This window comes from Bacillus sp. 22-7, from assembly GCF_010628845.1.
Taxonomy (GTDB): domain Bacteria; phylum Bacillota; class Bacilli; order Bacillales; family Cytobacillaceae; genus Cytobacillus; species Cytobacillus firmus_B.
Map to the genome: position 1 here is coordinate 1 of NZ_NJQY01000027.1, position 25,172 is coordinate 25,172.

A 25,172-nucleotide genomic window follows, 5' to 3' on the forward strand; every position below is an offset into this window, starting at 1 on the left:
ATCGAGGACTTAACCAAGTCAAATATGGTTATTACTCGGCAAATTCTTCTTCATACATTATCTAGTTTTGAGGGAACGAAAATGAAATTTCCTCTTGAAAAAAACTTCAAAAGAAAGTATAATCATACTTGTCTTTTGAAAATAGTCTGGTGGCGATAGCGAGAAGGTCACACCCGTTCCCATACCGAACACGGAAGTTAAGCTTCTCAGCGCCGATGGTAGTTGGGGGCTGTCCCCCTGTGAGAGTAGGACGTTGCCAGGCTGTTTTATAATACCACCTTTCCGCAGTAGCTCAGTGGTAGAGCATTCGGCTGTTAACCGAACGGTCGCAGGTTCGAATCCTGCCTGCGGAGCCATTTTCATAAAGCCCCTTATGGGAATTATGATCTGCTGCTTCCATAGCTCAGCAGGTAGAGCACTTCCATGGTAAGGAAGAGGTCACCGGTTCGAGCCCGGTTGGAAGCTCTCTTAATGTAGACAACTAGAATACTAGGCCCCTTGGTCAAGCGGTTAAGACACCGCCCTTTCACGGCGGTAACACGGGTTCGAATCCCGTAGGGGTCACCATAATGGAGGATTAGCTCAGCTGGGAGAGCATCTGCCTTACAAGCAGAGGGTCGGCGGTTCGATCCCGTCATCCTCCACCATATTTGCCGGTGTAGCTCAATTGGTAGAGCAACTGACTTGTAATCAGTAGGTTGGGGGTTCAAGTCCTCTCGCCGGCACCATCTGTTTTCCGTAGATGGAGGGGTAGCGAAGTGGCTAAACGCGGCGGACTGTAAATCCGCTCCTTCGGGTTCGGCAGTTCGAATCTGCCCCCCTCCACCACTTATACTTAATAAAAACACAAAAACTGGACAAGCTATGAATGTCCTTTTTATTTTGTAATTATTGGGCTATAGCCAAGCGGTAAGGCACCGGACTTTGACTCCGTCACTCGCAGGTTCGAATCCTGCTAGCCCAGCCATTTTTGCTTTTATAGTATGAGCCATTAGCTCAGTCGGTAGAGGATTTTAAAAGATTGCAGCATCGAAGCATTACATACCTGAATGGCAAACTTTTAAAATCTGCGACAAAGACCAAAGGGCTTTGAAGCACATCTGCTATCGAAGTTTAGGCAACAGAATCATATTACGAGCCATTAGCTCAGTCGGTAGAGCAGATTGCAGCATCAGTGAGTCACTTCACCCGAATAGCAATCTGTGACAAAACACGCAGTGTTTTGGAACATCTGACTCAGCAGATTCAAACTTTAGGAAACATAACTCATTACGAGCCATTAGCTCAGTCGGTAGAGCATCTGACTTTTAATCAGAGGGTCGAAGGTTCGAGTCCTTCATGGCTCACTTTATAGAAAAACGCAGACCTTGGGAATCGAGTCCTGAAGGTCTTATTTGTAAATATAAATATGCTGCGGAAGTAGTTCAGTGGTAGAACATCACCTTGCCAAGGTGGGGGTCGCGGGTTCGAATCCCGTCTTCCGCTCCAAATGGGGCCTTAGCTCAGCTGGGAGAGCGCCTGCTTTGCACGCAGGAGGTCAGCGGTTCGATCCCGCTAGGTTCCACCAATATACATAATACGTCAATCCTTAAACCGCACTGGTTTAAGGATTTTTTGTTTCATAAATATCAGATCAGCATCTGAAAAATTAGGACTTTCTTCCCCTAAACCCGCATATATATACACGATTTTGTCGAGTTGAGTCATGTGTTTGAAAGCGGTTAAAATATAGATATGAAGGGAAAGGGAGGACTTGTATTATGAATAGACAGAAATTATCGATAATTGGGATGCCGATGGATCTTGGCCAGATGAGACGCGGTGTAGATATGGGGCCAAGTGCGATTCGGTATGCCGGAGTGAATGAACGTTTAAAATGTTTATTTGAAGAAATCCATGATCAGGGCGATATTGCTATCGGCCGCCCGGAGGTCCAAATCGATCCAAATTCAAATCTTCGAAACTTGCACCTTATTGCTGAAAAAACGGAAATGCTTGCAGAAAAAGTTGATCACGCAATAAAAGGCGGTTCTTTTCCATTAGTGCTCGGCGGTGACCATAGCATCGCGATTGGAACCTTGGCAGGGGTATCGAAGCACTATTCGAATCTTGGGGTAATCTGGTATGATGCCCATGGGGATTTAAATACAGCTGAGACATCACCTTCAGGAAACATACATGGCATGCCGCTCGCTGTAAGCCTGGGTATGGGCCATCCGCTTTTAACCAATGTAGGGGGATATGGTCCAAAGGTCAAGCCGGAGAATATTGTCATTATTGGGGCAAGGTCTTTGGATGAAGGAGAACGGGAGCTTATTAAGGAAAAAGGCATTAAAGTGTATACCATGCATGAAATTGACCGTCTTGGAATGACAAAGGTTATGGAAGAATCTATTACATATTTAAAAGAAAGAAATACAGATGGTGTTCATCTGTCTCTTGATTTGGATGGGCTGGATCCGCATGATGCACCGGGTGTCGGAACTCCGGTAATTGGCGGCATCAGCTACCGTGAAAGCCACTTGGCCATGGAGATGCTTGCAGAAGCACAAATCATTACATCAGCTGAATTTGTAGAGGTTAATCCCATTTTGGATGACAAGAACAAAACAGCTACTGTCGCAGTCGCACTTATGGGTTCACTATTTGGCGAAAAGCTTCTATAATAAAGGAAAATAAAAATGAGCAGAACATAGACAAGTTCTGCTCATTTTTTTGCTGTGAGTGTATAATATTTATTTAGAAGGTCATCGAGTTTTATGCTGGTATCAACTACCATGTGATCTGTAAAAGATCCGGAAGCTGCTAATTGAATCATTCTTGTCCGGCAATCCTCAATATCTCTCAATAATTCCTTAACACACACCGTAACCAACCCTTTTCGATAAATTTAGTACTTTTATACCCTAAAAGAAAAAAATTAAACCAGAATAAGTAAAAATTTGTTAATATAGAAATTGAATGTTTTTTTAATTAAAACGAAACCTTTTCCGCTATCGATTCGTATTATCGATTAGCCGCACTGGAGCGGAGGTAAAAAAATGGAGACAATCGTAAAGAAGAGGATAAAGCAAGTATTAAAAGGCGACCAGGATGCTTATGCTGAAGTTGTTGAAATATACAAAGATAAAGTTTTTCAGATTTGCTACAGAATGCTGGGAAACAGGCATGAGGCGGAGGATATCGCTCAAGAGGCCTTCTTAAGAGCTTATGTAAATATTGCCAGCTTTAATATTGACTTGAAGTTTTCCACATGGCTCTATCGGATTGCCACTAACCTTTGTATAGACAGAATCAGAAAAAAGAAGCCTGATTATTATCTGGATGCAGAGGTCGCCGGAACGGATGGACTGAACATGTATTCTCAAATCGCTTCAGATGCGAGACTGCCGGAGGAAGATGTAGAAAGCCTGGAACTGCAGGAAACAATCCAAAGAGAAATATCGAAGCTTCCTGAGAAATATCGTTCGGTTATTGTTTTAAAATATATTGAAGAATTATCGCTGAACGAGATCAGTGAAACGCTCGATCTTCCATTGGGAACCGTAAAGACCCGGATTCACCGGGGCCGGGAAGCTCTTAGAAATCAATTAAGATATGTTTAATAAAGAGGGTGAGAACTTTGAAATGTCCAGCAGAAATGGTTGTTTATATGCACGAGTACCTAGATGAAGAGATCTCAGCCGAACATGAGAAGGAATTAAGGGCACATCTGCAAAACTGCGGGGAGTGTCAAACTCATTTCCATGAACTAAAGAAAACGATCGCTTTAGTCCAAAGCACTTCACATATACAGGCACCTGAAAATTTCACGGCAAATGTTATGGCGAAATTGCCAAAAGAAAAGCGGAAGGTAGGGGTTCAGCGCTGGTTCAGGCATCATCCGCTTTTAACTGCGGCGTCACTCTTTCTTGTTCTGATGGTGGGAAGCGTCGCAACTTCGTGGGGTCAGGATCACCAATTATCCGTTTCTAAGCAGCCGAACCTTGTGGTGCAAAACGATAAGGTGATTGTACCTGAAGGTGAAGTGGTAAAAGGCGATGTAGTGGTTAAGAACGGCGACTTGGAAATTAAGGGCGAGGTCGAGGGGAATGTTACGGTCATCAATGGCCAGCAGTATATGGCTTCCGCAGGCAAGGTCACTGGAGAAATCGAAGAGGTTGATGCCATATTCGAATGGCTGTGGTATCACATCAAAACGGCTGCTAAGGATGCTGTAAATGTCTTTGGAACAGGAGAAACAGATAAAGAAAAGTAGTCAATAGTATAGAGAATCCCTGCTATAAAGCAGGGATTCTTAGTATGCAAATGACAATGCTGAATTTTCCAGATGGCATATGCTGTTTCAAAATTGGAATTAGCGATGAATATGATATAATATGAAAGTTACATATAGGAACTTTAGGCATTTTTGCTTTTGAAATATATATTTGGAGGAAGGATAATGTCGTTTGCGGATTTCTCAATTTTTAAATTGTTGGCTAATACAATAGACATTCTCCTTGTCTGGTACGTCATCTATAAACTCATAATGATTGTTAAAGGAACAAAGGCTGTCCAATTGCTGAAAGGGATTTTTGTCATTATCCTGGTTAAAGTAGCAAGCGACAAGTTCCATCTGCAAACATTAGGGTGGATGATGGAGCAAGTGCTTTTATGGGGATTTCTGGCCATCATAATCATTTTCCAGCCGGAGCTGCGAAGAGCACTGGAGCAATTGGGAAGAGGAAGATTCTTCTCAAGGACGGCTAATCAGGAGGAAGAAAATCAGGAGAAACTGGTCGAATCTATTGCGAAGGCCGTAGATTATATGGCTAAACGGCGCATTGGCGCGCTTATTTCAGTTGAGCGGGAAACAGGTTTGAACGATTATATTGAAACCGGTATTGGGCTGGATTCCAAAATTTCATCTGAGCTCCTGATTAATATATTTATACCAAATACACCGCTGCATGATGGAGCCGTTATTATTCAAAAAAATTGTGTGGCGGCAGCTGCCTGTTATCTGCCTCTGTCAGAAAGTCCTTTCATCTCAAAAGAACTCGGCACCAGACATAGGGCAGCTTTAGGCATTAGTGAAGTAACTGACAGCATAACCATTATCGTTTCAGAGGAAACAGGAAGTGTTTCCTTAACCAAAAACGGGGAGCTGCACCGTGACTTAAAAGCTGAGGCTTTTAAAGATATGCTTTCAAGTGAATTACTTGCTCAGCAGAAAATAAAGCAGACTTCTTCAGGTCTTTGGAACTGGAGGGGGAAAAAGAATGGATAAGTTAATTGATAAAATGGTAGACACCCGCTGGTTTATGAAAATTGTTGCCTTGATTCTTGCCCTTTTTCTTTTTGACTCTGTGTATGATGCAGATAAGGAATTAAAGGAAATAAATGTTCCTGGCCAGCAGGATTCAGCCATTATTGAAGATGTCCCGGTGAAAAGCTATTATGATACGGAAAACCTGGTCGTAACCGGTACGCCGGACACAGTTGACTTGAGTCTGGAGGGCCCAAAAAGCCACCTTGAGTCAGCGAAAAAACAGCAGAACTTTGAAGTATATATAGATTTGACGAATGCAGAAATTGGCTCGCAAAGAGTAGAAATTAAGATTCGTGATATCTCAGATAAACTGGATGTCACCATTAATCCTCAATATGCAGATGTGACCGTCCATGAAAAAGTCACCCAGGAATTTAAAGTGGATGCAGAATTTAATAATAGCCTTCTTGGTGAGGGCTATACGGCTGAAGCTGCATCTGCAGAACCAAAGACGGTTAAAATCACGGGAGCCAAAGAAGTAATCGAGCGGATCAGTTTTGTTAAAGCAACTCTTGATGTCAAGGGTCCTATAACCGAGACAATCGCTGATGATGCAACAGTCAGGGTATTGGATCGTGAGATGAATAAGCTCGATGTCATTGTGGAGCCTCAGGTAATTCGGGTAACAGTTCCCGTTAAGCAGTTAAGCAAGACGGTGCCTGTTACGATTGTCCGGAACGGGGAACCGCAAGATGGGGTAACCATTAATTCGATTAAACTTGATGTTAATGAGGCTTCTATAACGGGCCGGGAAGATATATTGAATGAGACTGAAAGCGTCAGGGTGGAGGTAGATGTCAGCAAGATTGAGAAAGATACTGTGCTTACCCTGCCGGTTATTATCCCGGATGGCATTTCAGCAGTAGATCCTAAAACAGTGAAGGCGTCAGTTGATGTCAGCATTGAAGAGAGTGCAGGCAAAGAAGAAGAGGAAAGTACAGAGGAGCCTGCCGAAGAAACACAGGCACAGGATCAAGAGGTAACCAAGACCTTTTCAAGCCTTGCCATTAACTTAGACGGCTTATCCGAAGAATATGAAGCGGTCCTTAAAAATCCTGCTTCCGGAAGGACAAGTATTACGGTTACCGGGAATAGCAGCACAGTTCAGGATCTCAAAGCGGACGATTTTAATCTGTATTTGAGCCTGGCAGACCTTGGAGAAGGTGACCATGAGGTGCCAATCAATGTAGACGGCCCTTCAGGTGTGGATATAAAGCCTGCTGCAGGTAAAGCGACGATAACGATTACACAAAAAGAAGAAGCTTAATACAGTTTTTAAAGTTAGAAGGAGCGATTATAAAATGGGTAAATATTTCGGTACAGATGGAGTACGCGGAGTTGCAAATAGTGAATTGACACCGGAGCTGGCCTTTAAGCTGGGCCGTTTTGGAGGTTATGTATTAACGAAAGACCATGATCGTCCGAAAGTATTAATCGGCCGGGATACCCGTATTTCAGGCCATATGCTGGAAGGCGCACTTGTAGCAGGGCTTTTATCAATTGGTGCAGAAGTTATGCGCCTTGGAGTCATTTCAACGCCTGGTGTTGCGTATTTAACAAAAGCATTGGGGGCAGAGGCTGGAGTCATGATTTCTGCTTCTCATAATCCGGTTGAAGATAACGGAATCAAGTTCTTTGGCCCGGATGGGTTCAAGCTGTCCGATGATCAGGAAGCGGAGATTGAGGGATTAATGGATATGGCAGAAGATCAGCTTCCAAGACCGGTCGGAGGAAGCCTGGGGCAGGTAAATGATTACTTTGAAGGCGGACAGAAATATCTTCAATACTTAAAGCAGACAGTTGATGAAGATTTCTCCGGCATTCACATTGCACTTGATTGTGCGCATGGAGCTACTTCGCCGCTTGCAACGCACTTATTCGCCGACCTTGATGCAGATCTATCCATGATGGGAGCATCTCCTAATGGTTTAAATATCAATGCAGGAGTTGGATCAACTCATCCTGAGGCACTATCTGCCTTCGTAAAGGAAAGAGAAGCAGATGTTGGTCTGGCATTTGATGGAGACGGAGACCGTTTGATTGCCATTGATGAAAATGGCGATATTGTGGATGGCGACCAAATCATGTATATTTGCGGAAAATACATGAAAGAACAGGGGAGACTTAAGCAGAACACAGTCGTTTCTACTGTCATGAGCAATCTTGGCTTCTATAAAGGGCTGGAAGCCAACGGAGTCGAAAGTGTGCAGACAGCTGTAGGCGACCGCTATGTTGTGGAAGAAATGAAGAAGAATGGCTACAACCTTGGCGGAGAACAGTCAGGTCATATTATTTTCCTGGACTACATCACAACGGGAGATGGACTTTTAACTGGGCTTCAGCTTGTGAACATTATGAAGGTAACTAAAAAGCCATTATCTGAGCTTGCAAACGAAATGAAGAAATTCCCGCAGAAGCTTGTGAATATCCGTGTAACAGACAAGCACCATGTGACAGACAATGAAAAAGTGAAAGAAGTCATTGCACAGGTTGAAGAAGAAATGAACGGAAACGGCCGCATTCTTGTCCGTCCTTCCGGAACAGAGCCGCTGGTCCGCGTCATGGCAGAAGCGCCAACAGGTGAACTATGTGCTTCATATGTAGAGCGCATTGCTGCTGTTGTTGAGAGTGAAATGGGATTAAAAGAGTAAAAAGCACAATTCATATGCATAAGGGAACTCCTAAGCTCCCTTATGCATATTTTTATATATGGCAGCTTCCATTTTTCTATATGGATATCTGTTGACGGAAGTCTGACTTTGATGTATGATAATCCTGTTTTTGTATTTAAGAATACAGGACATCTTTATTCAAGAAGAGAAAGGTGGATAGTGAGAGAGAATAGTAATTTAAAGCGCCTGAACTAATCCTGGACGTAAGGATTAGTTGACGAGGAGGAGGTTTATCGAATGTTCGGCGGATGCCTCCCGGTTGAAAGCACAACCGATGATTTCTTCTTTAAAACATTCAGGCAACTGAATGGACAAAGAGAAGGGAATGCTAAAATTAAGAAACGCTCTTCTAAGAGGCTGTAATGCCCCCAGAGCGGCGTATATAAAAAAAACAGAGATAAGGGGCAGGACTGCCCCGAAAAGGCTTCTTGCCCCTTCATTATTAGGAGGAAAAGAAGTATGTGTGGAATCGTTGGATATATCGGAAGCTTAGATTCAAAAGAAATTTTATTAAAAGGCTTGGAAAAGCTTGAATATAGAGGATATGATTCTGCTGGAATCGCAGTTATGAACGATAATGGCGTTCAGGTTTTTAAGGAAAAAGGCCGTATTGCGGACCTTCGCAATATTGTTGATGAAGATGTGATGGCAAACACAGGAATTGGACACACCCGCTGGGCGACTCACGGTGTTCCAAGCACAGTCAATGCCCACCCTCATCAAAGCAATTCCAGCCGTTTTACGCTTGTTCATAATGGCGTTATTGAGAACTATGACATTTTAAAGCGCGAATACTTGCAGGGAGTAGCTCTTCAAAGTGATACAGATACAGAAATCATCGTTCAGCTGATTGACCTATTCGTGAGCGAGGGATTAAGCACTGAAGAAGCGTTCCGTAAAACGCTGACACTTTTAAAAGGCTCTTATGCAATTGCTCTTTTGGATGCTGAAAACAATGAAACGATTTTTGTTGCAAAAAACAAGAGCCCGCTTCTAGTTGGACTAGGTGAAACTTTCAATGTAGTCGCTTCTGACGCAATGGCGATGCTGCAGGTTACTGATCAGTATGTTGAACTGATGGACAAAGAAATTGTTATTGTAACAAAAGATGCTGTTCAGATTCAGACTCTGAATGGTGAGGCAATCAGCCGCGATCCATATACAGCTGAATTGGATGCAAGCGACATTGAAAAGGGAACATACCCTCACTACATGCTGAAGGAAATCGATGAGCAGCCTTTAGTGATGCGCAAAATCATCCAGAAGTATCAAAATGATCAAGACGAGCTGACGATCGATCAGGAAATCGTTGACGCGATGAACGATGCTGACCGCATTTATATCATTGCTGCAGGTACTTCTTATCATGCAGGACTTGTTGGAAAGCAGTTTATTGAAAAAATCGCAAAAATTCCAGTTGAAGTTCACATTTCAAGTGAGTTTGGCTACAATATGCCATTGCTTTCAGAGAAGCCGTTATTTATCTTTATCTCTCAGAGCGGTGAAACAGCAGACAGCCGTGCTGTGCTTGTGAATATTAAGGAAATGGGCCATAAAGCGTTAACGATTACAAACGTTCCAGGTTCAACTCTATCCCGTGAAGCGGATTACACATTATTGCTTCATGCAGGCCCTGAAATTGCTGTTGCTTCTACAAAGGCATATACAGCCCAGATTGCTGTATTATCCATTCTTGCAGAAGTCACTGGGAAGAGCCGGGGATTGGAGCTGGACTTCAACCTTGTACAGGAGCTCGGCATCGTTGCGAATGCCATGGAAGTTCTTTGTGATGCGAAGGAAGAGTTCGAAGACATTGCACGCAAATTCCTTTCCACTACTCGCAATGCGTTTTTCATTGGCCGTGGAATCGACTTCTATGTCGGCCTTGAAGGTGCACTTAAATTGAAAGAAATCTCATATATTCAAGCTGAAGGCTTTGCAGGCGGAGAATTAAAGCACGGAACCATTGCTTTAATCGAGAACGGTACGCCAATCATTGCCCTGGCAACTCAAGAAAGTGTTAACTTAGGCATTCGCGGCAACGTCAAAGAGGTTGTTGCCCGCGGAGCAAACCCTTGCATCATTTCCATGAAAGGGCTGGAAACAGAAGAAGACAGCTTTATCATTCCGGAAGTGAACGAGCTATTAACACCTCTTATCTCTGTAATACCATTACAATTAATCTCTTACTATGCTGCGCTGCACCGCGAGTGTGACGTAGATAAGCCGCGTAATCTGGCTAAGTCAGTTACTGTGGAGTAAGAAAATATTCCCCCCTGAAACGAGTGAAAATTGGAGGATTGCCTCCAGTTTTCCTCGTTTTTTTTGTCCAAAAGCGGGGAAGCAGGATTCTGACAAAAGACAGGAGAATAAAGAAGCAAATTAGGGAACAACCAATTAATAAACGCCAGTGGAATCCGCGAGTTTAGTTAAATAAAATGAAGTTATCATAATAACAAGTGGGTGTTAGATTGGATTATATAATAGACTTGGCAGAATCGATAACAAGTAAAAAAGTGAAAGTAAAAGAAATACCTAAATGGGGAGCATATCTGAGAAAGCAATGGGAAGAATGTTTTGCTAACCATCTCAGTGATAAAGAAAAGAAGTCCATTTATTTTTATGACGATGAAGATGGCTTTTGTGGCTACTTATGGCACTTATTTAGTTATGAGAGAAGGAAGTGCTTAAAGGAGGAACATGCTGATATAGCGTTTAATAAAGAAATGAAGGAGTCTTGTTACGTTTTTTATCAGCATTCTGATGATGCTCTTATCCTGACAATGCTTCCTCTTTAACAGCCATGGACTTTGTAAATGAAGAGGATATTTACATAGTAGATAAAGAGTTTAATTGGACTTATATAGTAACCCATGAAACAGGCTGGTGCGGTCCATATTTTAGCCGGAAGTGATCTTAAATATTCTTCCATTTTAAGAAGAGAAGGTGGAGGCAAGAGAACCTATTCTCAACGAGTTACGAATTCAATCAGGATTTACAACCGTTTTTTTAAAGGGTATGATTTTTATAGATGGATAATTGATTATGGGAGCGGAATAATGAAAGAACTAACATTCAAATCTTACGACCAATTTCTCCAATTTAATGAACATAAAGCGATGGAAAAAGCGGTCATGAAGGGACTTCAAGGAGATGAACTGGTAAAGTTCAAGCTTGAATTTCTGCAAAGAGCCAAAACCATGTGGAAAGAGTATGATTGTGATCTTTGGCTGGAAAAACACGGGTATGTCATCATAAACGTTTGGAAAGATGGCAGCGGCAAAAGAAAAGTGACAAGAGGACGACCAAAGAAACTGGATTCTGAAAAATACGTACATACCGTTCACGTCAGGCTAGATGAGGAAACGTATAGACAGCTGACGAATCACTGCCAGGAGAATCAGATCGACGTATCTGAAGCTATTCGGTGTCTAATTAAAACACTATAGAGGCAAAGATAGGAGATTCAACTTTTGAGTTTGGATCTCTTTTTCGTTTAAGATGCTTTACTGAAATGAGAATAATTTGAGACAATTTCCGAAATTTGCTATCTGCCTCTTTTCTTTTAGTATTTTTTGTGATACATTAAATGCATTAGAGATTGATAATCATTTTCAATAGTGTTTTATACATATAAAGGTTCTTTTTTTTGCTATTTAATGATAATGATTATCATTCTTTTAAAGTAGTTTTATAGATATTAAACAAGTAATGAGGGTTATTAATGAGATTATGGATGTTAGGAAGTGCAGCCATTGTTCTGTCTTTTATCTCGCTGTTTATCGGTGCAATAGATATAACGCCTAAGGATCTGCTTAATTGGGAATCAGATGAAACACATATCTTCCTTATCAGCCGCATTCCACGTCTATTGGCGATTATTTTAGCGGGGGCAGGAATGAGTATTGCCGGTTTAATCATGCAGTCTTTAAGCCGCAATAAGTTTGTATCACCAACAACAGCCGGAACTTTGGATGCAGCAAAACTGGGTATTTTAATTTCCATGCTGTTTTTTACGAATGTCACTTATACACAGCAGGTTATTTTTAGCTTTGCCTTTGCTTTGGCAGGTACATTTCTCTTCATGCAGATTTTAGATCGTATAAAATTTAAAGATGTTATTTTCGTTCCGTTAATCGGAATTATGTATGGAAATATACTATCTTCCATTACAACGTTTCTTGGATATGAAGCTGATCTGCTGCAAAATCTATCTTCCTGGCTTATGGGAAGTTTTACTTTGATTATTGCCGGCCGTTATGAGCTTTTATATGTTAGTATTCCCGCTATTATTCTGGCGTATCTTTATGCGAATAAATTTACGGTTGCCGGAATGGGTGAGGATTTTGCAAGAAATCTTGGCTTAAGCTATAAGCTGGTACTGAATATTGGCCTGGTCCTTGTTGCGGTTATCTCAACAACGGTGGTTCTTACTGTCGGAGTTATTCCATTTTTAGGACTAATCGTTCCCAATATTGTCTCCTTATATTTAGGTGACAACCTGCGCAAAACAATTCCGCATACAGCGGTGCTGGGAATTGTCTTCCTATTAATATGTGACATTTTGGGGCGCATCATCATTCATCCTTATGAAATTCCGGTTAATGTAACCGTGGCAGTGATAGGCAGTGCTATCTTCTTAACGATGCTGCTAAGGGGGAGAGCATATGCGAAATAGTACAAAATTGATGATTTTAGCAGCTATGGCCATTGTGTTTATTTTGTTATATGGCTTTTATGATATTAAAGGCGGCTTTGATTATGCTTTTCCAAAGCGTATGCTCCGGGTCACAGCGATGATCATTACAGGAATCGCCATTGCTTATTCCACAGTTGTGTTCCAGACCATTACACATAACCGCATTTTAACACCATCTGTTATGGGCCTTGATTCCATGTATCAAGTGGTACAGACATTAATCTACTTTTTTGCAGGGTCGATGTCAGTGTGGGTGTTAAATAAATACTTGAACTTTGGCGCAGCCATTTTAGCCATGGTCATCTTTGCCCTGATTTTATACCGGGTTTTGTTCAGGGCTGATAAGCATCCCATTTATTTTCTTCTCTTAATAGGGATGATTATAGGAACACTCCTGGGGAGCTTTGTCACATTCCTGCAGGTATTGATAGATCCAGTCGAATATTTAAGTCTTCAAAGCCGGCTGTTTGCGACCTTTACAAATGTAAAAGCGGAGTTATTATTTATTTCAATTGGCATCCTTGCTCTGGCATTTCTTTATGGCTACCTTATTATGGGGAAACTGGACGTGATGTCGCTTGGCCGTGAAAATGCGATGAATCTTGGCATTAACTATGACGGTATGGTGATGAGAATTTTAATCTTATCGTCAGTTTTAATCGCTACATCAACTGCGCTGGTTGGTCCTATTACCTTTTTTGGACTGATTGTGGCCAATCTCTCCTATCAATATCTGGTGACATATAAACACTCCATCCATATTGTAGGGGCAAGCTTGATCAGTATCATTGCATTGGTCGGCGGTAATTTCCTTGTGGAGCATATATTTGAACTGCGCACCACATTAAGTGTCATTATTAATTTTGTTGGCGGAATTTACTTTATTTATCTATTACTTAAGGAAAGCAGGGCAGCAGGATGATTGAAATCAAAGGATTAACAAAACAATTTGGTAAAAAGCCTGTTGTAGAGGATGTTACAGTCACAATCGAGCCAGGGACCATCACCTCTTTTATTGGGCCGAATGGCGCTGGTAAATCAACACTTCTTTCGATGGTAAGCCGTTTATTAGAAGCAGATACAGGTGAGGTATTGCTCGATCAAAATAATGTGAAAAAGTGGAAGTCTTCGGATTTTGCAAAAAGAGTATCCATTTTGAAACAGGCCAACTACCTTAATGTGAGATTAACGGTGCGTGAGCTGGTGTCTTTTGGACGCTACCCCTATTCAAAAGGACGTTTGTCCGCTGCAGACGAAAAGTTTGTTGATCAAGCCATTGAATATATGAATCTAGCTGATATGGAAACTAAGTATTTAGATGAATTATCAGGCGGTCAGAAGCAGAGGGCATTTATTGCCATGGTCATTGCTCAGGATACGGATTATATCCTGCTGGATGAGCCTTTAAATAATCTGGATATGAAGCATTCTGTTCAGATTATGAAAATTTTGCGCAAGCTGGTTGATGAACTTGGAAAGACAGTTGTCATTGTTTTGCATGACATAAATTTTGCATCTGTTTATTCTGATCGTATCGTAGCGTTAAAAAATGGCCGGCTGATGAAAAATGGGCCGACCCGGGAAATCATTAATTCTGATGTGCTTCGTGAAATTTATGATATGGATATTCCTATTCAAGAACAGGATGGCTGCAGGATTTGTGTCTACTTTAATTCGCACACATAAACAGCATATTCCTGGAGAAATCTATTATATTTCTCCAGGGATAAGCTTATCTTTTGTGTCAGGTTTTTGAATTACTGGAAAATAATTTAATAAAATTCACGGAAAGTTATTGACTAATAAAGAATGTTCAATAATAATTATCATCATAGTTGATAATGATAATCAATATCAATAAATAAAAGGGAGAGTTAAAAAATGAAAAAAATATTCTATGCACTGTTAGCAGCAATGGTATTATTGCTGGCCGCATGCGGATCTGCAGAAGAAGCTTCAAAAAAAGAGTCTGCTGATAGCCAATCTGAAGAAACAAATGAATCCGGAACGGAAGAAGGAAGCTCTGAATATCCTATGACTGTTTCCCCGACAGTTGCTTCAGTAGAAGGCAATGAGGGCGGTACAACTAGTTTTGAAGATGTAGAATTTGAAAAGATGCCTGAAAGAATTGCTGTATTTGATTATGGTTTCTTAGATACATTAGATGCTCTTGGGGTTAAAGGAATTGTCGGTGTTGCGAAGGATTCTACTCTGCCTGCCCACCTTGAAAAGTATGCTTCAGATGAGTATGAAAGTGTTGGCGGATTAAAAGAACCATTACTTGAAGATATTGCTGAAATGGATCCGGATGTAATCTTTATCTCCGGGCGCCAGTCAGCATTCTATGAAGAATTAAAAGAAATTGCCCCTGTCGTATTTGTTGGTACTTCTGACGCTGACTACTGGAACACATTCCAATCTTCTGTAGACCTGGCAGCGAAAATGTTTGATAAAGAAGCAGAAGCTGAAGAATACACAGCAAAATATGATTCAGCTTTAGAAGATATCAAAGCTTTAGCTGGAAACTATGAAAGCACTTTAGTAACTATGTACAATGAAGGCAAATTATCAGGTTTCTCAACTAATTCCCGCTTTGGCTACATTTATGACATATATGGATTCAAGCCGGTAACAGAAGATATCGAATCTTCTTCTCATGGTTCTAACTTCGGCTTTGAAGCGATCCTGGAATTTAATCCACAAGTGTTATTCGTAATTGACCGTACAGCAGCGGTTGGCGGCGACTCTAATATTAAAGCTGATATGGAAAATGAAATCGTTAAGAAAACGGATGCTTATAAAAATAATAAAATCGTTTACTTGGATGGACCACTTTGGTACCTGAGCGGAGGCGGTTTACAATCAGAGCTTGCTAAAATTGAAGAAGTCTTAGCTGAGCTGAAATAAATTATATGTATGGGGCTGTCTTGAGAATCGGTGAAATGACTCTCTGGCGGCTCTTTTTAATAAGAATAACCAATTTTAACAAGGGGACGGTAACTATGAAACAAATCAACAAATATATCGATTCAGTTTTTTGCAGCCAGGATGATATTCTGGAGGAAGTTCTTATTTCTATAAAAGAGAATGGCATGCGACCCATATCCGTTTCTCCTGCTGCTGGTAAGTTTCTTACGATGCTGGTATCTGTGTCAGGCGCAAAAAATGTCCTTGAGATTGGGGCGCTTGGGGGATATAGCGGCATTTGTTTAGCGAGGGGATTCAATCAGGCAGGAAATTTAACATCCCTTGAGCTCGTAGAAAGCTACGCAGAATTAGCACACAATAATCTGGGAAAAGCCGGGTTTGCAGATCAAGTATCCTATTTAACCGGACCCGCTTTGCAAAGCCTCGAACAGCTTGTCAGCGATCATCGGCAATTTGATTTCTTCTTTATCGATGCAGATAAAGAAAATTACGAAAACTATCTGGATTATTGCATCAGACTGGCGGAAAATGGGGCTTTAATTGTTTGTGATAATGTATTGGCCAGAGGCAGTGTAGCAGACGGGAGTGCTGAACCTGGACGTCATACTGAATTCATGAAAAATTTTAATAAAACAGTGGCTGACCATCCTCAATTGGAATCTGTGCTTATTCCGATTGGTGATGGGCTGACGGTCTCGAAAGTAGTAAAATAAATGGTTTACAATACACAAAAGGCAGGATGCTATAGCATTCTGCCTTTTATTTTCTAAAGTTCGTAGTAATTTAAAAGCAGAGAAGCAATCCATCTGCTTTGAGGGCTGTTTCTGATATTTGCAATCAGTCCTTGTATGATAGCAGGACTCAGACTGCGCTCCTGTACATCCTTCTTTAGGAGGATGAGTGATTCCTTTTCAATTGAATCTTCTAGTTCCTCTATTTTCTGCGCCATGATTTCAATCATTTGCCCGTCTGTCATCTCTTCATGTCCGGCCTTCCTGAACGTGTCATAGAGCTCGTCTGTTATAAACGGGATTTCCGAGTGCTTTGCCAGCAGGTCCGTTTTTTCCGCGAGTGACCGGCACAGAATATCCAAATCCAAAGGTACATTAAAAAATAAAAATAAATGAGAGTAAACATGCATGAAGCCTTTAATGCAATAAATTAAATCATATTTTGTATGCTGGACAGCCTCACCATATAGCTGATCAATCATCGATAGGGTGATATCATCGATTAATTGGTCAAAGTGGCGGCCTTTTGATATAAGTTCTTCATTAAACGTATGCGCTTGTTCCTTAATGAAAATCTTGGCGAAATCAGAATGCTTTTGAAAGGAGTGGAAAGTGGTGTAAAAAAACTTCCTTAAAAGCTCTCCGCCTGTGTTATTCGGGTCTTTGACTATTCGGTCAATATCTGAGATGAACTGCTCCATAAACTGATCGATCAAAGCCATGATCAATTCATCTTTTGATTTAAATGATAAGTAGAAAGCTCCTTTGGAAATACCGGAGTGCTCGGTGATCTGCTGAACAGAGGTAGCTTCAAACCCTTGCTTGGCAAAGAGTTCTAAAGCGCTTTCCATAATTAATTGCTTCTTGCTCATGTAAGAATGTCACTCCTTTATGATTGACAAATGACCACCTGGTCATTATTATATGTAATTGAGTCTAATAAGTCAATTTAGGGTAGGTGCACAAGTGAAAGGGTTAGTGAATTTTGTCCTGCAGAATAAACTTGCAGTCTGGCTGTTAACAATTATTATCACGGTATCTGGCATTTATTCAGGTACACGGATGAATATGGAGACTATTCCGGATGTCTCAATTCCTTACTTAATGGTGATGGACGTATATCCGGGGGCAACTCCCGAAAAAGTGATGGATGATGTGTCCATCCCAATCGAAAAAGCCGTCGAAGGTCTTGAAGACGTTAAATCTGTTTACTCAAATTCATATTCTAACATGTCGAATATCCAAGTGGAATATGAATATGGTATTGATATGGACGAAGCCAAGCGTGCTCTTCAATCGGCTCTGGATGCAGTGGAGCTGCCGGAAGGAGCACAGGAACCGACCATTACGGCCATCAGCATGAACATGATGCCGGTTGCTGCGCTGAGTGTAAGCAGTAAATCAGAGGATATCGTTGAGTTAACTTCAACGGTAGAAGATATCATACTGCCAAAACTTGAAAAAATTGATGGTGTAGCATCAGCGACCATCACGGGCCAGCATGTGGAAGAAGTGCAGCTCACATACAACGAAGAAAAATTGGCTGAGCTTGAGCTCACCGAAGATAAAGTAAAGGAAATGATTCAGGCAAGCAACATGGCTGTATCATTGGGACTTTACGAATTTGAAGAAGGTGAGCAGGCTGTCGCAGTGGACGGCAAGTTCATGACCGAGGATGAATTAAAGAACATGCTCATCCCGGTAACACCAACCGAACAAAACCAGTCACCTTTTGTAAAGCTGAGTGACATTGCCGAGATTGATACGGTCGGCAGAGTGCAATCTGTATCCCGTACAAATGGTGATGATGCCATTGCCATTCAAATCGTCAAAGAACAGCAGGCTAACACCGTTGAAGTGGTCAACAATGTCAAAGAATTAATCAAGGAAGAAAAGGAAAAGATTGATGCCCTTGTCATAGATCTTTCACTTGACCAGGGTAAGCCGATTGAAGACTCCGTTTCAACTATGATTGAAAAGGCTGTGTTCGGCGGGCTGATCGCAGTCTTGATTATTTTGCTGTTCCTGCGTGATTTTAAATCAACGATCATCTCGATCGTATCGATTCCAGTTTCGATTTTTATGGCGCTCCTATTGCTTCACTGGATGGATATTACGCTGAACATCATGACATTGGGAGCCGTTACGGTTGCCATTGGCCGTGTTATTGATGACTCAATTGTAGTCGTTGAAAATATTTACCGCCGCCTTCATCTGAAGGAAGAAAAACTGACAGGGCGCGCACTTATTCGAGAAGCTACGATTGAAATGTTCAAGCCAATCCTCTCCTCGACATTGGTAACCGTTGCTGTATTCGCGCCGCTCATTTTTGTCAGAGGAATGGTTGGCGAGCTGTTTACGCCATTCGCTTTGACTATGACTTTTGCGCTTGGTGCTTCACTTCTTGTAGCGATTACCATTGTTCCGGCATTATCACATTTCTTGTTCAAAAAGAAATTATATAGTGAAAAAACGGAAGGCAGCCACAAAGAAGCTGGAAAGCTATCAAAGTGGTATAAAGGCGTACTTGAGAAGTCTCTTAATCATAAGATTATTACTTCCATCATTGCAGTTGTCCTGCTGGCAGGAAGCTTAGCACTGACACCAATGATTGGATTCAGTTTTATGGGCAGTGAAGAAGAAAAAGTGATGTACTTAACGTACACACCTGAAGCTGGAGAACTGAAAGAAGAAACATTAAAGAACGTTGAAGCAGTAGAAGAAAAAATGCTTAAACGTGATGATATTGACATTGTTCAAATATCTGTAACCGAAGAAGCGGACCAAATGGCTGCCATGATGGGCGGAGGTGCAGGCGGAGCTTTAATGTACCTGATCTTTGATCCTGAAATGGATAATTTCCCGGAAGTCCGTGAAGAAATAGAAGATTATGTGTTTAATATCGGACAATCTGGTGAGTGGAAGAGCCAGAGCTTCACATCTATGTCCGGTTCAACCAATGACGTCAGCTACACATTCTACAGTGAAGATTTAGATAAACTGAATGAAGCTGTCAAAATGGTCGAAGACGTGATGAAGGAAAATAAAGAATTGGAGGATGTTTCATCAAGTGCAGAAGATGCCTTTGTTGAATATACCTTCAATGTGGAGCAGGATGAACTGCTGCAGTACGGTCTGACAGCAGGTCAAATTGTTATGATGCTGAATCCTTCAAACACCAAGGATGTACTGACAACGATTGAAAAAGATGGTGAGACCCTTGAAGTCATCGTCCAGCAGGAGCAGGCGGAACAGCCGAAATCCATTAATGATATTCTGGAGACTCAAGTGCCGACAGCAATGGGTACAACGATGCCTCTTTCTGAGCTGGTCACAGTGGAAGAGGGTACAACACATAACACGCTTGCCCGCAGTAAAGGCGAGTACTACGCAACCGTAACAGGCAAGGTAAAAGGCGATGACATCTCAAAGGCTACTTCTGCAGCAGATGAAGCGATTGATAAATTGGATCTGCCGAAAGGTGTAACAGTCGGTGTAGCCGGCGTTCAGGCGGATATGAATGAGACCTTCACACAGCTGGGCGCTGCGATGCTTGCTGCAATCGCGATTGTGTACTTTATTCTGGTTGTCACATTCCGTGAAGGAGTGGCGCCATTTGCGATCCTCTTCTCCCTTCCATTTGCTGTGATTGGTTCGTTTGTTGGCTTATTAATTGCCGGTGAAACCATTTCTGTATCGGTCATGATGGGAATGCTAATGCTAATTGGTATTGTCGTAACCAATGCCATCGTGCTGGTGGACCGGATCATCCATATGGAACGTGACGGCCTGGTCATGAGGGAAGCCGTGCTGGAAGCGGGAGCAACCCGCCTTCGCCCTATCCTGATGACAGCCATTGCAACAATTGGCGCATTAATTCCACTGGCCATCGGATCCGGCGGCGGTGGAGGGCTTATCTCCAAAGGCCTTGCGATTACCGTTATCGGCGGTCTGGCAAGCTCGACACTATTGACCCTGATCATTGTGCCGATTGTGTACGAAGTATTATCGAAGATGTTTAAGAAAAACCGCAGAGAAATCGAAGAAAATTAAAAGGAAGCCCTGCAGGATAGATGAATGCCTGCAGGGCTTTTCTCTTTGAAATGTAAGAAAGTATAAAGTTTTGAACGTCGATAACTGTCTAGCTCCAGCGCCTACCCCCTCGAGGAGTCGGGGGTGGGCAAGGCGCTTGCGCTTTTCTTATTCAACTAAATTCCCCTGATAAACTCCCTCTTTTCTTTTACAAGATCGACTCTTGCAAATAAAAGTGCATACATAACAGCAAAAATAAGATAGGCCAGGCCAATGATCAGGCTAAGGGTCCTTGGAGCAAATATCTCCAGCAGGAATCCTGCTGTACCCATGGAGACAGCCAGGGAAAGGTTTGAGATCATCTCCATTAAACCAAAAAAAGTTCCCTGCCTGGACCGGGGGATGAACTTCATCATAACGGTATCCAGGCAGATGTTGCCGATTCCGCCCGCAAAGGTGATCAGCACGACAGTGAAAAGAGCTGCGTAAAAGCTTGGCGCGAGACTTAGTAAAATATGACCGGTGCCTTCTAAAGCGATGAAGATGATCGCAAGTGCCAGGAGGCCGCGCTTCAACATATGAGAAAAAAAGGAGCTTAGAATAAGACCAATCCCCAATGCGCCATACATAAAACCAACACCCAATTCACCCATATCAAAAACTTCCAGTCCATATATGCTGACAAGAATATTGTCTATGCCATTGGCGAGCGGCATGGTCAGCATCATGATAAAAAAGGCAATCATGACAGAAGAGCCAAGAACGAGTTTCCCTGGTGAAATGGCTGCAGATGTCCTCGACTTCCTTCTAGTTTCCTCGGAAACTGAGGGGAAAACCATCCTGGAGATGAAATATGCTGATAACAGAAAGGTAAGGCCGTTAATCATGAAAGCAGCCTGGTTTCCGAGAAAGTAGGCGAGGATCCCGCCGGTGCTTGATCCAATAATGAGGACGGCACCAATCATAATTTGTTCTATCGCATTCACATATATAAGCCTATCTGATTTTACAAGGGCAGGTATTGCAGACATTCTGGCCGGTGAATAGATGGCGTCGCCCATTGAGATCAGGAATGCACTCGTATAAACAATCCATAGATCCCCGGGTTCTCTTACGAAAAGAAGGCAGAGGACCGCCGGCACTCTCAATAAGTCCACTGTCACCAGAATGGCCTTCTTGGAAAAGCGGTCTGCGAGCATGCCTCCTATTGGAGCAATGAAGAAAAAAGGTGCCATGCGGATTGCGAATAGTAGTCCGATTGCGACACCAGAGCCGGTTACACGGTAGAGCAGTGCGAGCAGCGCAACCTGTGTAAACCGATTTCCAATTCCATTAATGACACCAGCCCAAAAGAGCTTTTGATAATTCTTCTCCTGTTTCCATACAGTCCAATTTGTCATGTTAAGGCACCTCAGTGAAAAGTGATTCGATAATTATCTAATTTGCTGGGAGAGGTAATTGGTTAGATATATATCTAATTAGATTATATTCAAATTAGCTTGTTTACACAATCATAAATTTTTCAATGATGAAACTTTATCCTGTTTCGACTCGTAAAGAAGATAAAGGAGGCGGGTGCGATGAAATTAATATTCGAGGTCGTATTTCTTTTCATTGTTATCTATTTCAGCTATCACTACATTATCCTCATAACCAAAATGAAGAAAACTGCCCTTATTCCTTCAGGTAAGATTGATCTGAGTGCAGTAAGGAAATTCCCGCAAAAAGCTTCGGATAGCCCTGTTATCTCCAAGAACAAACTGGGGCTGACTATGTATGCTGTCATGCTTGTATTTCTAATCGCTATGTTTATATTCGCTAAATATAATATGAAGTTCAGCTGGACCTATCTCTATCTTCTGTTCATCCCTTTAATCAATGCCAAAGATCTCCTGAATGTATTTGCCGTCTATGATGACGGCTTTATAAGCGGAAGCAGGTTTGTTCCATGGAAAAGCCTAAAATCCTTTCATTTCAAAAAAATAGACCTAAATCACAAATACTATGGATTTTCTTCGGAAGTAAATGAGGGCTGCGAACTTATCCTTAAAACAAAAATGTCCAGCCATAGCCTGGTTGTAACGGAACAGGAAATGAAGGAAAAGCTGGTTCGTGTGTTGGAAGAGAAGGCGAAAACGACATAGAGAAGTTTTAAAACGTCCTTTTGTTGGTATTTATATAATAAAACATCAGGAAAGGATTAAGAGAAATGAAAGAAATTACAGTAACTGTTGACTATGAAGGCTTAAAATATCAAACGAATATTATTACCAATAAAGAAGCCGGCGAAGAGGAAATAATAAAGCAGGCAGAAGATCAGATCAGGAAACAGCTGAATAACTAAGTGAAAATGAACCCCCTTAATCTGAAAAGATAAGGGGGTGAACTATGGGTTCAGCGGAGTTTTTGATTTAGTTTTTGCTGAAGCATTTCTATTTTATTTGGCAGGACAAACAAGTATTCTATTAAACTCTCCAAGAGCTCCATCAGCAGAGCGGCCATTTCCTGATCAATATCCTTTTCAAGATCAAGCATCTCGTAAAAGGGGCTGCCAGGCTGTGCCAGCTGGCTTAATGACTGGAGGGGCTTTGCTAAATCAACATGCTTTGGCAGCTGTTCAAACTGCTTTGACAGGTTTTGCCCCTTGACCTCTTCACCGAGAAAGTTTTTTAATATGCTTTCAAGAACCCTCTTGGACATCACAGCTGTTGCCACCGTATCTCTGGAATAGCTGACATTTAACGCTGATCTGTAGGCTCGGGTGAGGTCTCCCGGCACTTCCTTTATTTTCTCCAGCTGAGTCAGGAGCTCCTTTGCTGAATTAGGGTCATAGATGTAGAGAATCGTCTCGTCACTGGATTGGTCAGCTTGATTAAGAATCATGATAAATACCGATTCTTTCTTACAGGCAGAACAATTCCCATGGGAAAGAATGCTGGACTTGCTTGTATGATTATAATTTGCTTTAATCGTAAAATGGCTCGGTTTGCTGCATTTTGGGCACTCGCACTGGACACTTGACGGCAGCTTCCTATAACCAAATTGACTATGAGAAATAATTTGTGCCGGCAACACTCTTCTCACTATCATTTCCCCCCGCTAGATTACTATTTTTCCATTCCATTACAATTAAGTATAACTTTGAAAATCAAGAGGAAAAAGATGAAAAATATGGAATTTATGAAAGGTGAATAGGAAGTAAGACGCGGTTACTTAAAAGTGCCTGCTTAACAAACCATAAGCAGGGAAACTATACTAATTACTATTCTTTATAAGGAGATGAAAAAATGAAGAATTCATATCCTCGTTCGTTTTCGCATATAGGACTTTCCGTGCCGGATATCACTAAAGCTGTCCAATTTTATCAGGAGGTGCTCGGCTGGTATGTCATCATGGAGCCTTCTGAGGTAATTGAAGATAACAGCCCAATCGGGCAGATGTGCACAGACGTGTTTGGTCCAGGCTGGGGAAGCTTTAAAATTGCCCACCTGTCTACTTCTGATAAAGTGGGAATTGAACTATTTGAATTTCCGAATAATGAGGATCCTGAAAATAACTTCGAGTTCTGGAAGACAGGCATTTTTCATTTTTGTGTGCAAGATCCGGATGTCGAAGGGCTTGTGGAGAAAATTGTGGAGCATGGCGGAAAACAGAGAATGCCAATTCGGGAATACTACCCTGGAGAAAAGCCGTATCGAATGGTGTACTGTGAAGATCCGTTTGGAAACCTGCTGGAAATCTATTCGCACAGTTATGAGCTCACTTATTCACAGGGCGCTTATTAAAGGAGGAGCAACGTGAAAGCTTTATTATTAGAAGGAAAAGGCTTATGGGAAGAGATGAAAATCGGGGAAGCAGAAAAACCAAAGCCTCAAAAAGGAGAAATTCTGGTTAGTGTACATGCGGCTGGTTTGAATCCTGTGGATTATAAAACAGCGACTGGCGGCAATCCAAATTGGCTATATCCTCATATTCTGGGGCTGGACGCGGCAGGTATTATCGAAGAAATCGGCGAAGGCGTACAAGGATGGAAGCCGGGAGACAAAGTTGTTTACCATAGCGATTTAACCAAAAAGGGAAACTTTGCAGAATATGCAGTAACGACCGCACATACCGTTTCGCGCATTCCTGACTCCATAACTTTTGAAGAGGCAGCCGCTTTGCCGTGTGCCGGATATACAGCTTATCAATCGCTTTTTCGCAAGCTCCACATTCAAAAAGGACAAACCATATTAATCCATGCCGGTGCAGGCGGTGTAGGCGGATTTGCTGTTCAGCTGGCCAAACTTGTAGGTTTAACCGTTATTACAACGGCATCATCCCAAAATCATGAATATGTGAGGAGTCTTGGTGCTGATTATCCAATAGATTATAAAAAAGATGACTTTGTTGAAAAAACCCTGGAAATCACGGGAGGAATAGGTGTTCATTCCGTCCTGGATACGGTAGGCAGAGATAATGCCACTAAGTCATTGAAAGGTTTAGCATTTAATGGCCAGCTGGCTTTTATAGCAGGACAGCCTGATTTTTCACAGGCCGTTTCCTTTGCCCATCCATTATCTTTTCATATGGTTGCTCTTGGGAGTGCTCATCAATCCAATAACCTGGCTGAACAGACAGATCTCTCGGTGATGGGGGATGAGATGCTGAAATTAATCCAAGAAAAGAAGATAAGTCCGCTACTTGAAGAAGTAATTGCTCTCGAGGAAGTTCCTTCTGCTCTGAAGCGCTTATCTGAGCGGGCTGTTAAGGGGAAAATTGTGGCCAAGTTAATTTGACTGAAAAGAGCTACTCCC

Annotated in this window: 23 protein-coding genes, 10 tRNA genes, 1 rRNA gene and 1 pseudogene; 31 read left to right on the top strand and 4 right to left on the bottom strand. The window is 41.9% G+C overall.

The features are described 5' to 3' along the window. Positions 1-145: 145 nt before the first annotated feature. From rrf to rocF, 12 genes are all read left to right on the top strand, one after another. Positions 146-262 (top strand): 5S ribosomal RNA (rrf, locus tag CE058_RS18400). 19 nt (positions 263-281) lie between these two features. Continuing rightward, positions 282-356: transfer RNA gene (locus CE058_RS18405), tRNA-Asn, on the top strand. A 36-nt stretch (positions 357-392) separates the two neighbouring features. Next, positions 393-465, top strand: a tRNA-Thr gene (locus CE058_RS18410). Positions 466-492: 27 nt separating this feature from the next. After that, a tRNA-Glu gene (locus CE058_RS18415) sits at positions 493-567 on the top strand. Positions 568-571: 4 nt separating this feature from the next. Further along, positions 572-647 (top strand) — tRNA-Val (locus CE058_RS18420). 5 nt (positions 648-652) lie between these two features. Continuing rightward, positions 653-728, top strand: a tRNA-Thr gene (locus CE058_RS18425). Positions 729-744: 16 nt separating this feature from the next. Beyond that, positions 745-828: transfer RNA gene (locus CE058_RS18430), tRNA-Tyr, on the top strand. A 64-nt stretch (positions 829-892) separates the two neighbouring features. Continuing rightward, a tRNA-Gln gene (locus CE058_RS18435) sits at positions 893-967 on the top strand. Positions 968-1,273: 306 nt separating this feature from the next. Further along, positions 1,274-1,346: transfer RNA gene (locus CE058_RS18440), tRNA-Lys, on the top strand. A 67-nt stretch (positions 1,347-1,413) separates the two neighbouring features. Further along, positions 1,414-1,488: transfer RNA gene (locus CE058_RS18445), tRNA-Gly, on the top strand. 3 nt (positions 1,489-1,491) lie between these two features. After that, positions 1,492-1,567: transfer RNA gene (locus tag CE058_RS18450), tRNA-Ala, on the top strand. 193 nt (positions 1,568-1,760) lie between these two features. Further along, positions 1,761-2,666, top strand: coding sequence for an arginase (gene rocF / locus CE058_RS18455; RefSeq protein WP_048008701.1), 906 nt, complete (start codon positions 1,761-1,763; stop codon positions 2,664-2,666). A 41-nt stretch (positions 2,667-2,707) separates the two neighbouring features. Here the strand turns inward: rocF and CE058_RS18460 are convergent, their stop codons facing one another. Further along, positions 2,708-2,866 (bottom strand): aspartyl-phosphate phosphatase Spo0E family protein, encoded by a 159-nt coding sequence (locus tag CE058_RS18460; protein WP_163144666.1) that lies wholly within the window; start codon positions 2,864-2,866, stop codon positions 2,708-2,710. A gap of 175 nt (positions 2,867-3,041) precedes the next feature. Between CE058_RS18460 and sigW the strand changes: the two genes are divergently transcribed. The 14 genes and pseudogenes from sigW (at position 3,042) to CE058_RS18525 (ending at position 16,326) form a co-directional block, all read left to right on the top strand. Then, positions 3,042-3,605: an RNA polymerase sigma factor SigW gene (gene sigW, locus CE058_RS18465; protein ID WP_048008702.1), complete on the top strand. Its 564-nt coding sequence runs from the start codon at positions 3,042-3,044 to the stop codon at positions 3,603-3,605. A 17-nt stretch (positions 3,606-3,622) separates the two neighbouring features. Beyond that, positions 3,623-4,258 (top strand): anti-sigma factor family protein, encoded by a 636-nt coding sequence (locus CE058_RS18470; protein ID WP_048008703.1) that lies wholly within the window; start codon positions 3,623-3,625, stop codon positions 4,256-4,258. A gap of 186 nt (positions 4,259-4,444) precedes the next feature. Beyond that, positions 4,445-5,272: a diadenylate cyclase CdaA gene (cdaA, locus tag CE058_RS18475; protein ID WP_048008704.1), complete on the top strand. Its 828-nt coding sequence runs from the start codon at positions 4,445-4,447 to the stop codon at positions 5,270-5,272. Next, entirely contained in the window at positions 5,265-6,581 is a 1,317-nt protein-coding gene (locus tag CE058_RS18480) for a CdaR family protein (protein WP_048008705.1), read from the top strand. The genes cdaA and CE058_RS18480 overlap by 8 nt, the downstream gene beginning before the upstream one ends. Positions 6,582-6,615: 34 nt before the next feature. Next, positions 6,616-7,965: a phosphoglucosamine mutase gene (glmM, locus tag CE058_RS18485; protein WP_163144668.1), complete on the top strand. Its 1,350-nt coding sequence runs from the start codon at positions 6,616-6,618 to the stop codon at positions 7,963-7,965. 258 nt (positions 7,966-8,223) lie between these two features. Continuing rightward, the gene (locus CE058_RS25145; RefSeq protein WP_258752018.1) at positions 8,224-8,349 is read left to right on the top strand and encodes a hypothetical protein; all 126 of its coding nucleotides are present in this window, start codon (positions 8,224-8,226) and stop codon (positions 8,347-8,349) included. A 96-nt stretch (positions 8,350-8,445) separates the two neighbouring features. Then, complete coding sequence (gene glmS, locus CE058_RS18490) at positions 8,446-10,248, top strand: glutamine--fructose-6-phosphate transaminase (isomerizing) (RefSeq protein ID WP_048008707.1); 1,803 nt, start codon at positions 8,446-8,448, stop codon at positions 10,246-10,248. A 221-nt stretch (positions 10,249-10,469) separates the two neighbouring features. Continuing rightward, positions 10,470-10,900 (top strand): annotated as a pseudogene (locus CE058_RS18495) (DUF4275 family protein). 145 nt (positions 10,901-11,045) lie between these two features. After that, positions 11,046-11,435, top strand: a complete 390-nt coding sequence (locus tag CE058_RS18500; RefSeq protein WP_048008708.1) for a ribbon-helix-helix protein, CopG family — start codon at positions 11,046-11,048, stop codon at positions 11,433-11,435. Between the two features lie 275 nt (positions 11,436-11,710). Beyond that, positions 11,711-12,664: an ABC transporter permease gene (locus CE058_RS18505; protein ID WP_163144670.1), complete on the top strand. Its 954-nt coding sequence runs from the start codon at positions 11,711-11,713 to the stop codon at positions 12,662-12,664. Further along, positions 12,654-13,607, top strand: a complete 954-nt coding sequence (locus CE058_RS18510; protein ID WP_163144672.1) for an iron chelate uptake ABC transporter family permease subunit — start codon at positions 12,654-12,656, stop codon at positions 13,605-13,607. Before CE058_RS18505 ends, CE058_RS18510 begins: the two co-directional genes overlap by 11 nt. Continuing rightward, positions 13,604-14,371, top strand: coding sequence for an iron ABC transporter ATP-binding protein (locus CE058_RS18515; protein WP_163144674.1), 768 nt, complete (start codon positions 13,604-13,606; stop codon positions 14,369-14,371). Before CE058_RS18510 ends, CE058_RS18515 begins: the two co-directional genes overlap by 4 nt. 195 nt (positions 14,372-14,566) lie before the next feature. Then, positions 14,567-15,592 (top strand): siderophore ABC transporter substrate-binding protein, encoded by a 1,026-nt coding sequence (locus CE058_RS18520; protein WP_163144676.1) that lies wholly within the window; start codon positions 14,567-14,569, stop codon positions 15,590-15,592. Between the two features lie 95 nt (positions 15,593-15,687). Beyond that, a complete protein-coding gene (locus tag CE058_RS18525; protein ID WP_163144678.1) occupies positions 15,688-16,326 on the top strand; it encodes an O-methyltransferase in 639 nt (212 codons plus the stop codon). 53 nt (positions 16,327-16,379) lie between these two features. On the opposite strand, the gene CE058_RS18530 is transcribed toward CE058_RS18525, so the two are convergent. After that, a complete protein-coding gene (locus CE058_RS18530) occupies positions 16,380-17,216 on the bottom strand; it encodes a TetR/AcrR family transcriptional regulator (RefSeq protein ID WP_163144680.1) in 837 nt (278 codons plus the stop codon). Between the two features lie 94 nt (positions 17,217-17,310). On the opposite strand from CE058_RS18530, the gene CE058_RS18535 reads away from it, so the two are divergent. After that, positions 17,311-20,397, top strand: a complete 3,087-nt coding sequence (locus CE058_RS18535; protein ID WP_163144682.1) for an efflux RND transporter permease subunit — start codon at positions 17,311-17,313, stop codon at positions 20,395-20,397. A 155-nt stretch (positions 20,398-20,552) separates the two neighbouring features. Here CE058_RS18535 and CE058_RS18540 read toward each other — a convergent pair whose 3' ends face one another. Next, positions 20,553-21,776, bottom strand: coding sequence for an MFS transporter (locus CE058_RS18540; protein WP_163144684.1), 1,224 nt, complete (start codon positions 21,774-21,776; stop codon positions 20,553-20,555). Between the two features lie 180 nt (positions 21,777-21,956). Between CE058_RS18540 and CE058_RS18545 the strand changes: the two genes are divergently transcribed. Both CE058_RS18545 and CE058_RS18550 read left to right on the top strand, forming a co-directional pair. Further along, the gene (locus CE058_RS18545; protein ID WP_048008717.1) at positions 21,957-22,520 is read left to right on the top strand and encodes a hypothetical protein; all 564 of its coding nucleotides are present in this window, start codon (positions 21,957-21,959) and stop codon (positions 22,518-22,520) included. A 65-nt stretch (positions 22,521-22,585) separates the two neighbouring features. After that, the gene (locus CE058_RS18550) at positions 22,586-22,720 is read left to right on the top strand and encodes a BA3454 family stress response protein (protein ID WP_115596637.1); all 135 of its coding nucleotides are present in this window, start codon (positions 22,586-22,588) and stop codon (positions 22,718-22,720) included. A gap of 50 nt (positions 22,721-22,770) precedes the next feature. Here CE058_RS18550 and CE058_RS18555 read toward each other — a convergent pair whose 3' ends face one another. Then, positions 22,771-23,466 carry a hypothetical protein gene (locus CE058_RS18555; protein WP_082138942.1) on the bottom strand — a complete coding sequence of 232 codons (696 nt, stop codon included), beginning with the start codon at positions 23,464-23,466 and terminating at the stop codon, positions 22,771-22,773. Between the two features lie 197 nt (positions 23,467-23,663). Between CE058_RS18555 and CE058_RS18560 the strand changes: the two genes are divergently transcribed. Both CE058_RS18560 and CE058_RS18565 read left to right on the top strand, forming a co-directional pair. Beyond that, on the top strand, positions 23,664-24,161 hold the full coding sequence (locus tag CE058_RS18560) for a lactoylglutathione lyase family protein (RefSeq protein ID WP_048008719.1): 498 nt from the start codon (positions 23,664-23,666) through the stop codon (positions 24,159-24,161). Positions 24,162-24,173: 12 nt separating this feature from the next. Then, positions 24,174-25,154 (top strand): zinc-binding dehydrogenase, encoded by a 981-nt coding sequence (locus CE058_RS18565; protein ID WP_048008720.1) that lies wholly within the window; start codon positions 24,174-24,176, stop codon positions 25,152-25,154. Positions 25,155-25,172 lie beyond the last annotated feature (18 nt).

Coding starts and splice junctions, on each gene's coding strand:
- CE058_RS18545 (WP_048008717.1), top strand. CDS start 21,957: ATGAAATTAATATTCGAGGTCGTATTTCTTTTCATTGTTATCTATTTC.
- CE058_RS18505 (WP_163144670.1), top strand. CDS start 11,711: ATGAGATTATGGATGTTAGGAAGTGCAGCCATTGTTCTGTCTTTTATC.
- glmS (WP_048008707.1), top strand. CDS start 8,446: ATGTGTGGAATCGTTGGATATATCGGAAGCTTAGATTCAAAAGAAATT.
- CE058_RS18540 (WP_163144684.1), bottom strand. CDS start 21,776: ATGACAAATTGGACTGTATGGAAACAGGAGAAGAATTATCAAAAGCTC.
- CE058_RS18560 (WP_048008719.1), top strand. CDS start 23,664: ATGAAGAATTCATATCCTCGTTCGTTTTCGCATATAGGACTTTCCGTG.
- CE058_RS18530 (WP_163144680.1), bottom strand. CDS start 17,216: ATGAGCAAGAAGCAATTAATTATGGAAAGCGCTTTAGAACTCTTTGCC.
- CE058_RS18480 (WP_048008705.1), top strand. CDS start 5,265: ATGGATAAGTTAATTGATAAAATGGTAGACACCCGCTGGTTTATGAAA.
- CE058_RS18515 (WP_163144674.1), top strand. CDS start 13,604: ATGATTGAAATCAAAGGATTAACAAAACAATTTGGTAAAAAGCCTGTT.
- CE058_RS18520 (WP_163144676.1), top strand. CDS start 14,567: ATGAAAAAAATATTCTATGCACTGTTAGCAGCAATGGTATTATTGCTG.
- glmM (WP_163144668.1), top strand. CDS start 6,616: ATGGGTAAATATTTCGGTACAGATGGAGTACGCGGAGTTGCAAATAGT.
- CE058_RS25145 (WP_258752018.1), top strand. CDS start 8,224: ATGTTCGGCGGATGCCTCCCGGTTGAAAGCACAACCGATGATTTCTTC.
- CE058_RS18550 (WP_115596637.1), top strand. CDS start 22,586: ATGAAAGAAATTACAGTAACTGTTGACTATGAAGGCTTAAAATATCAA.
- CE058_RS18510 (WP_163144672.1), top strand. CDS start 12,654: ATGCGAAATAGTACAAAATTGATGATTTTAGCAGCTATGGCCATTGTG.
- CE058_RS18525 (WP_163144678.1), top strand. CDS start 15,688: ATGAAACAAATCAACAAATATATCGATTCAGTTTTTTGCAGCCAGGAT.
- CE058_RS18500 (WP_048008708.1), top strand. CDS start 11,046: ATGAAAGAACTAACATTCAAATCTTACGACCAATTTCTCCAATTTAAT.
- CE058_RS18555 (WP_082138942.1), bottom strand. CDS start 23,466: ATGATAGTGAGAAGAGTGTTGCCGGCACAAATTATTTCTCATAGTCAA.
- cdaA (WP_048008704.1), top strand. CDS start 4,445: ATGTCGTTTGCGGATTTCTCAATTTTTAAATTGTTGGCTAATACAATA.
- sigW (WP_048008702.1), top strand. CDS start 3,042: ATGGAGACAATCGTAAAGAAGAGGATAAAGCAAGTATTAAAAGGCGAC.
- rocF (WP_048008701.1), top strand. CDS start 1,761: ATGAATAGACAGAAATTATCGATAATTGGGATGCCGATGGATCTTGGC.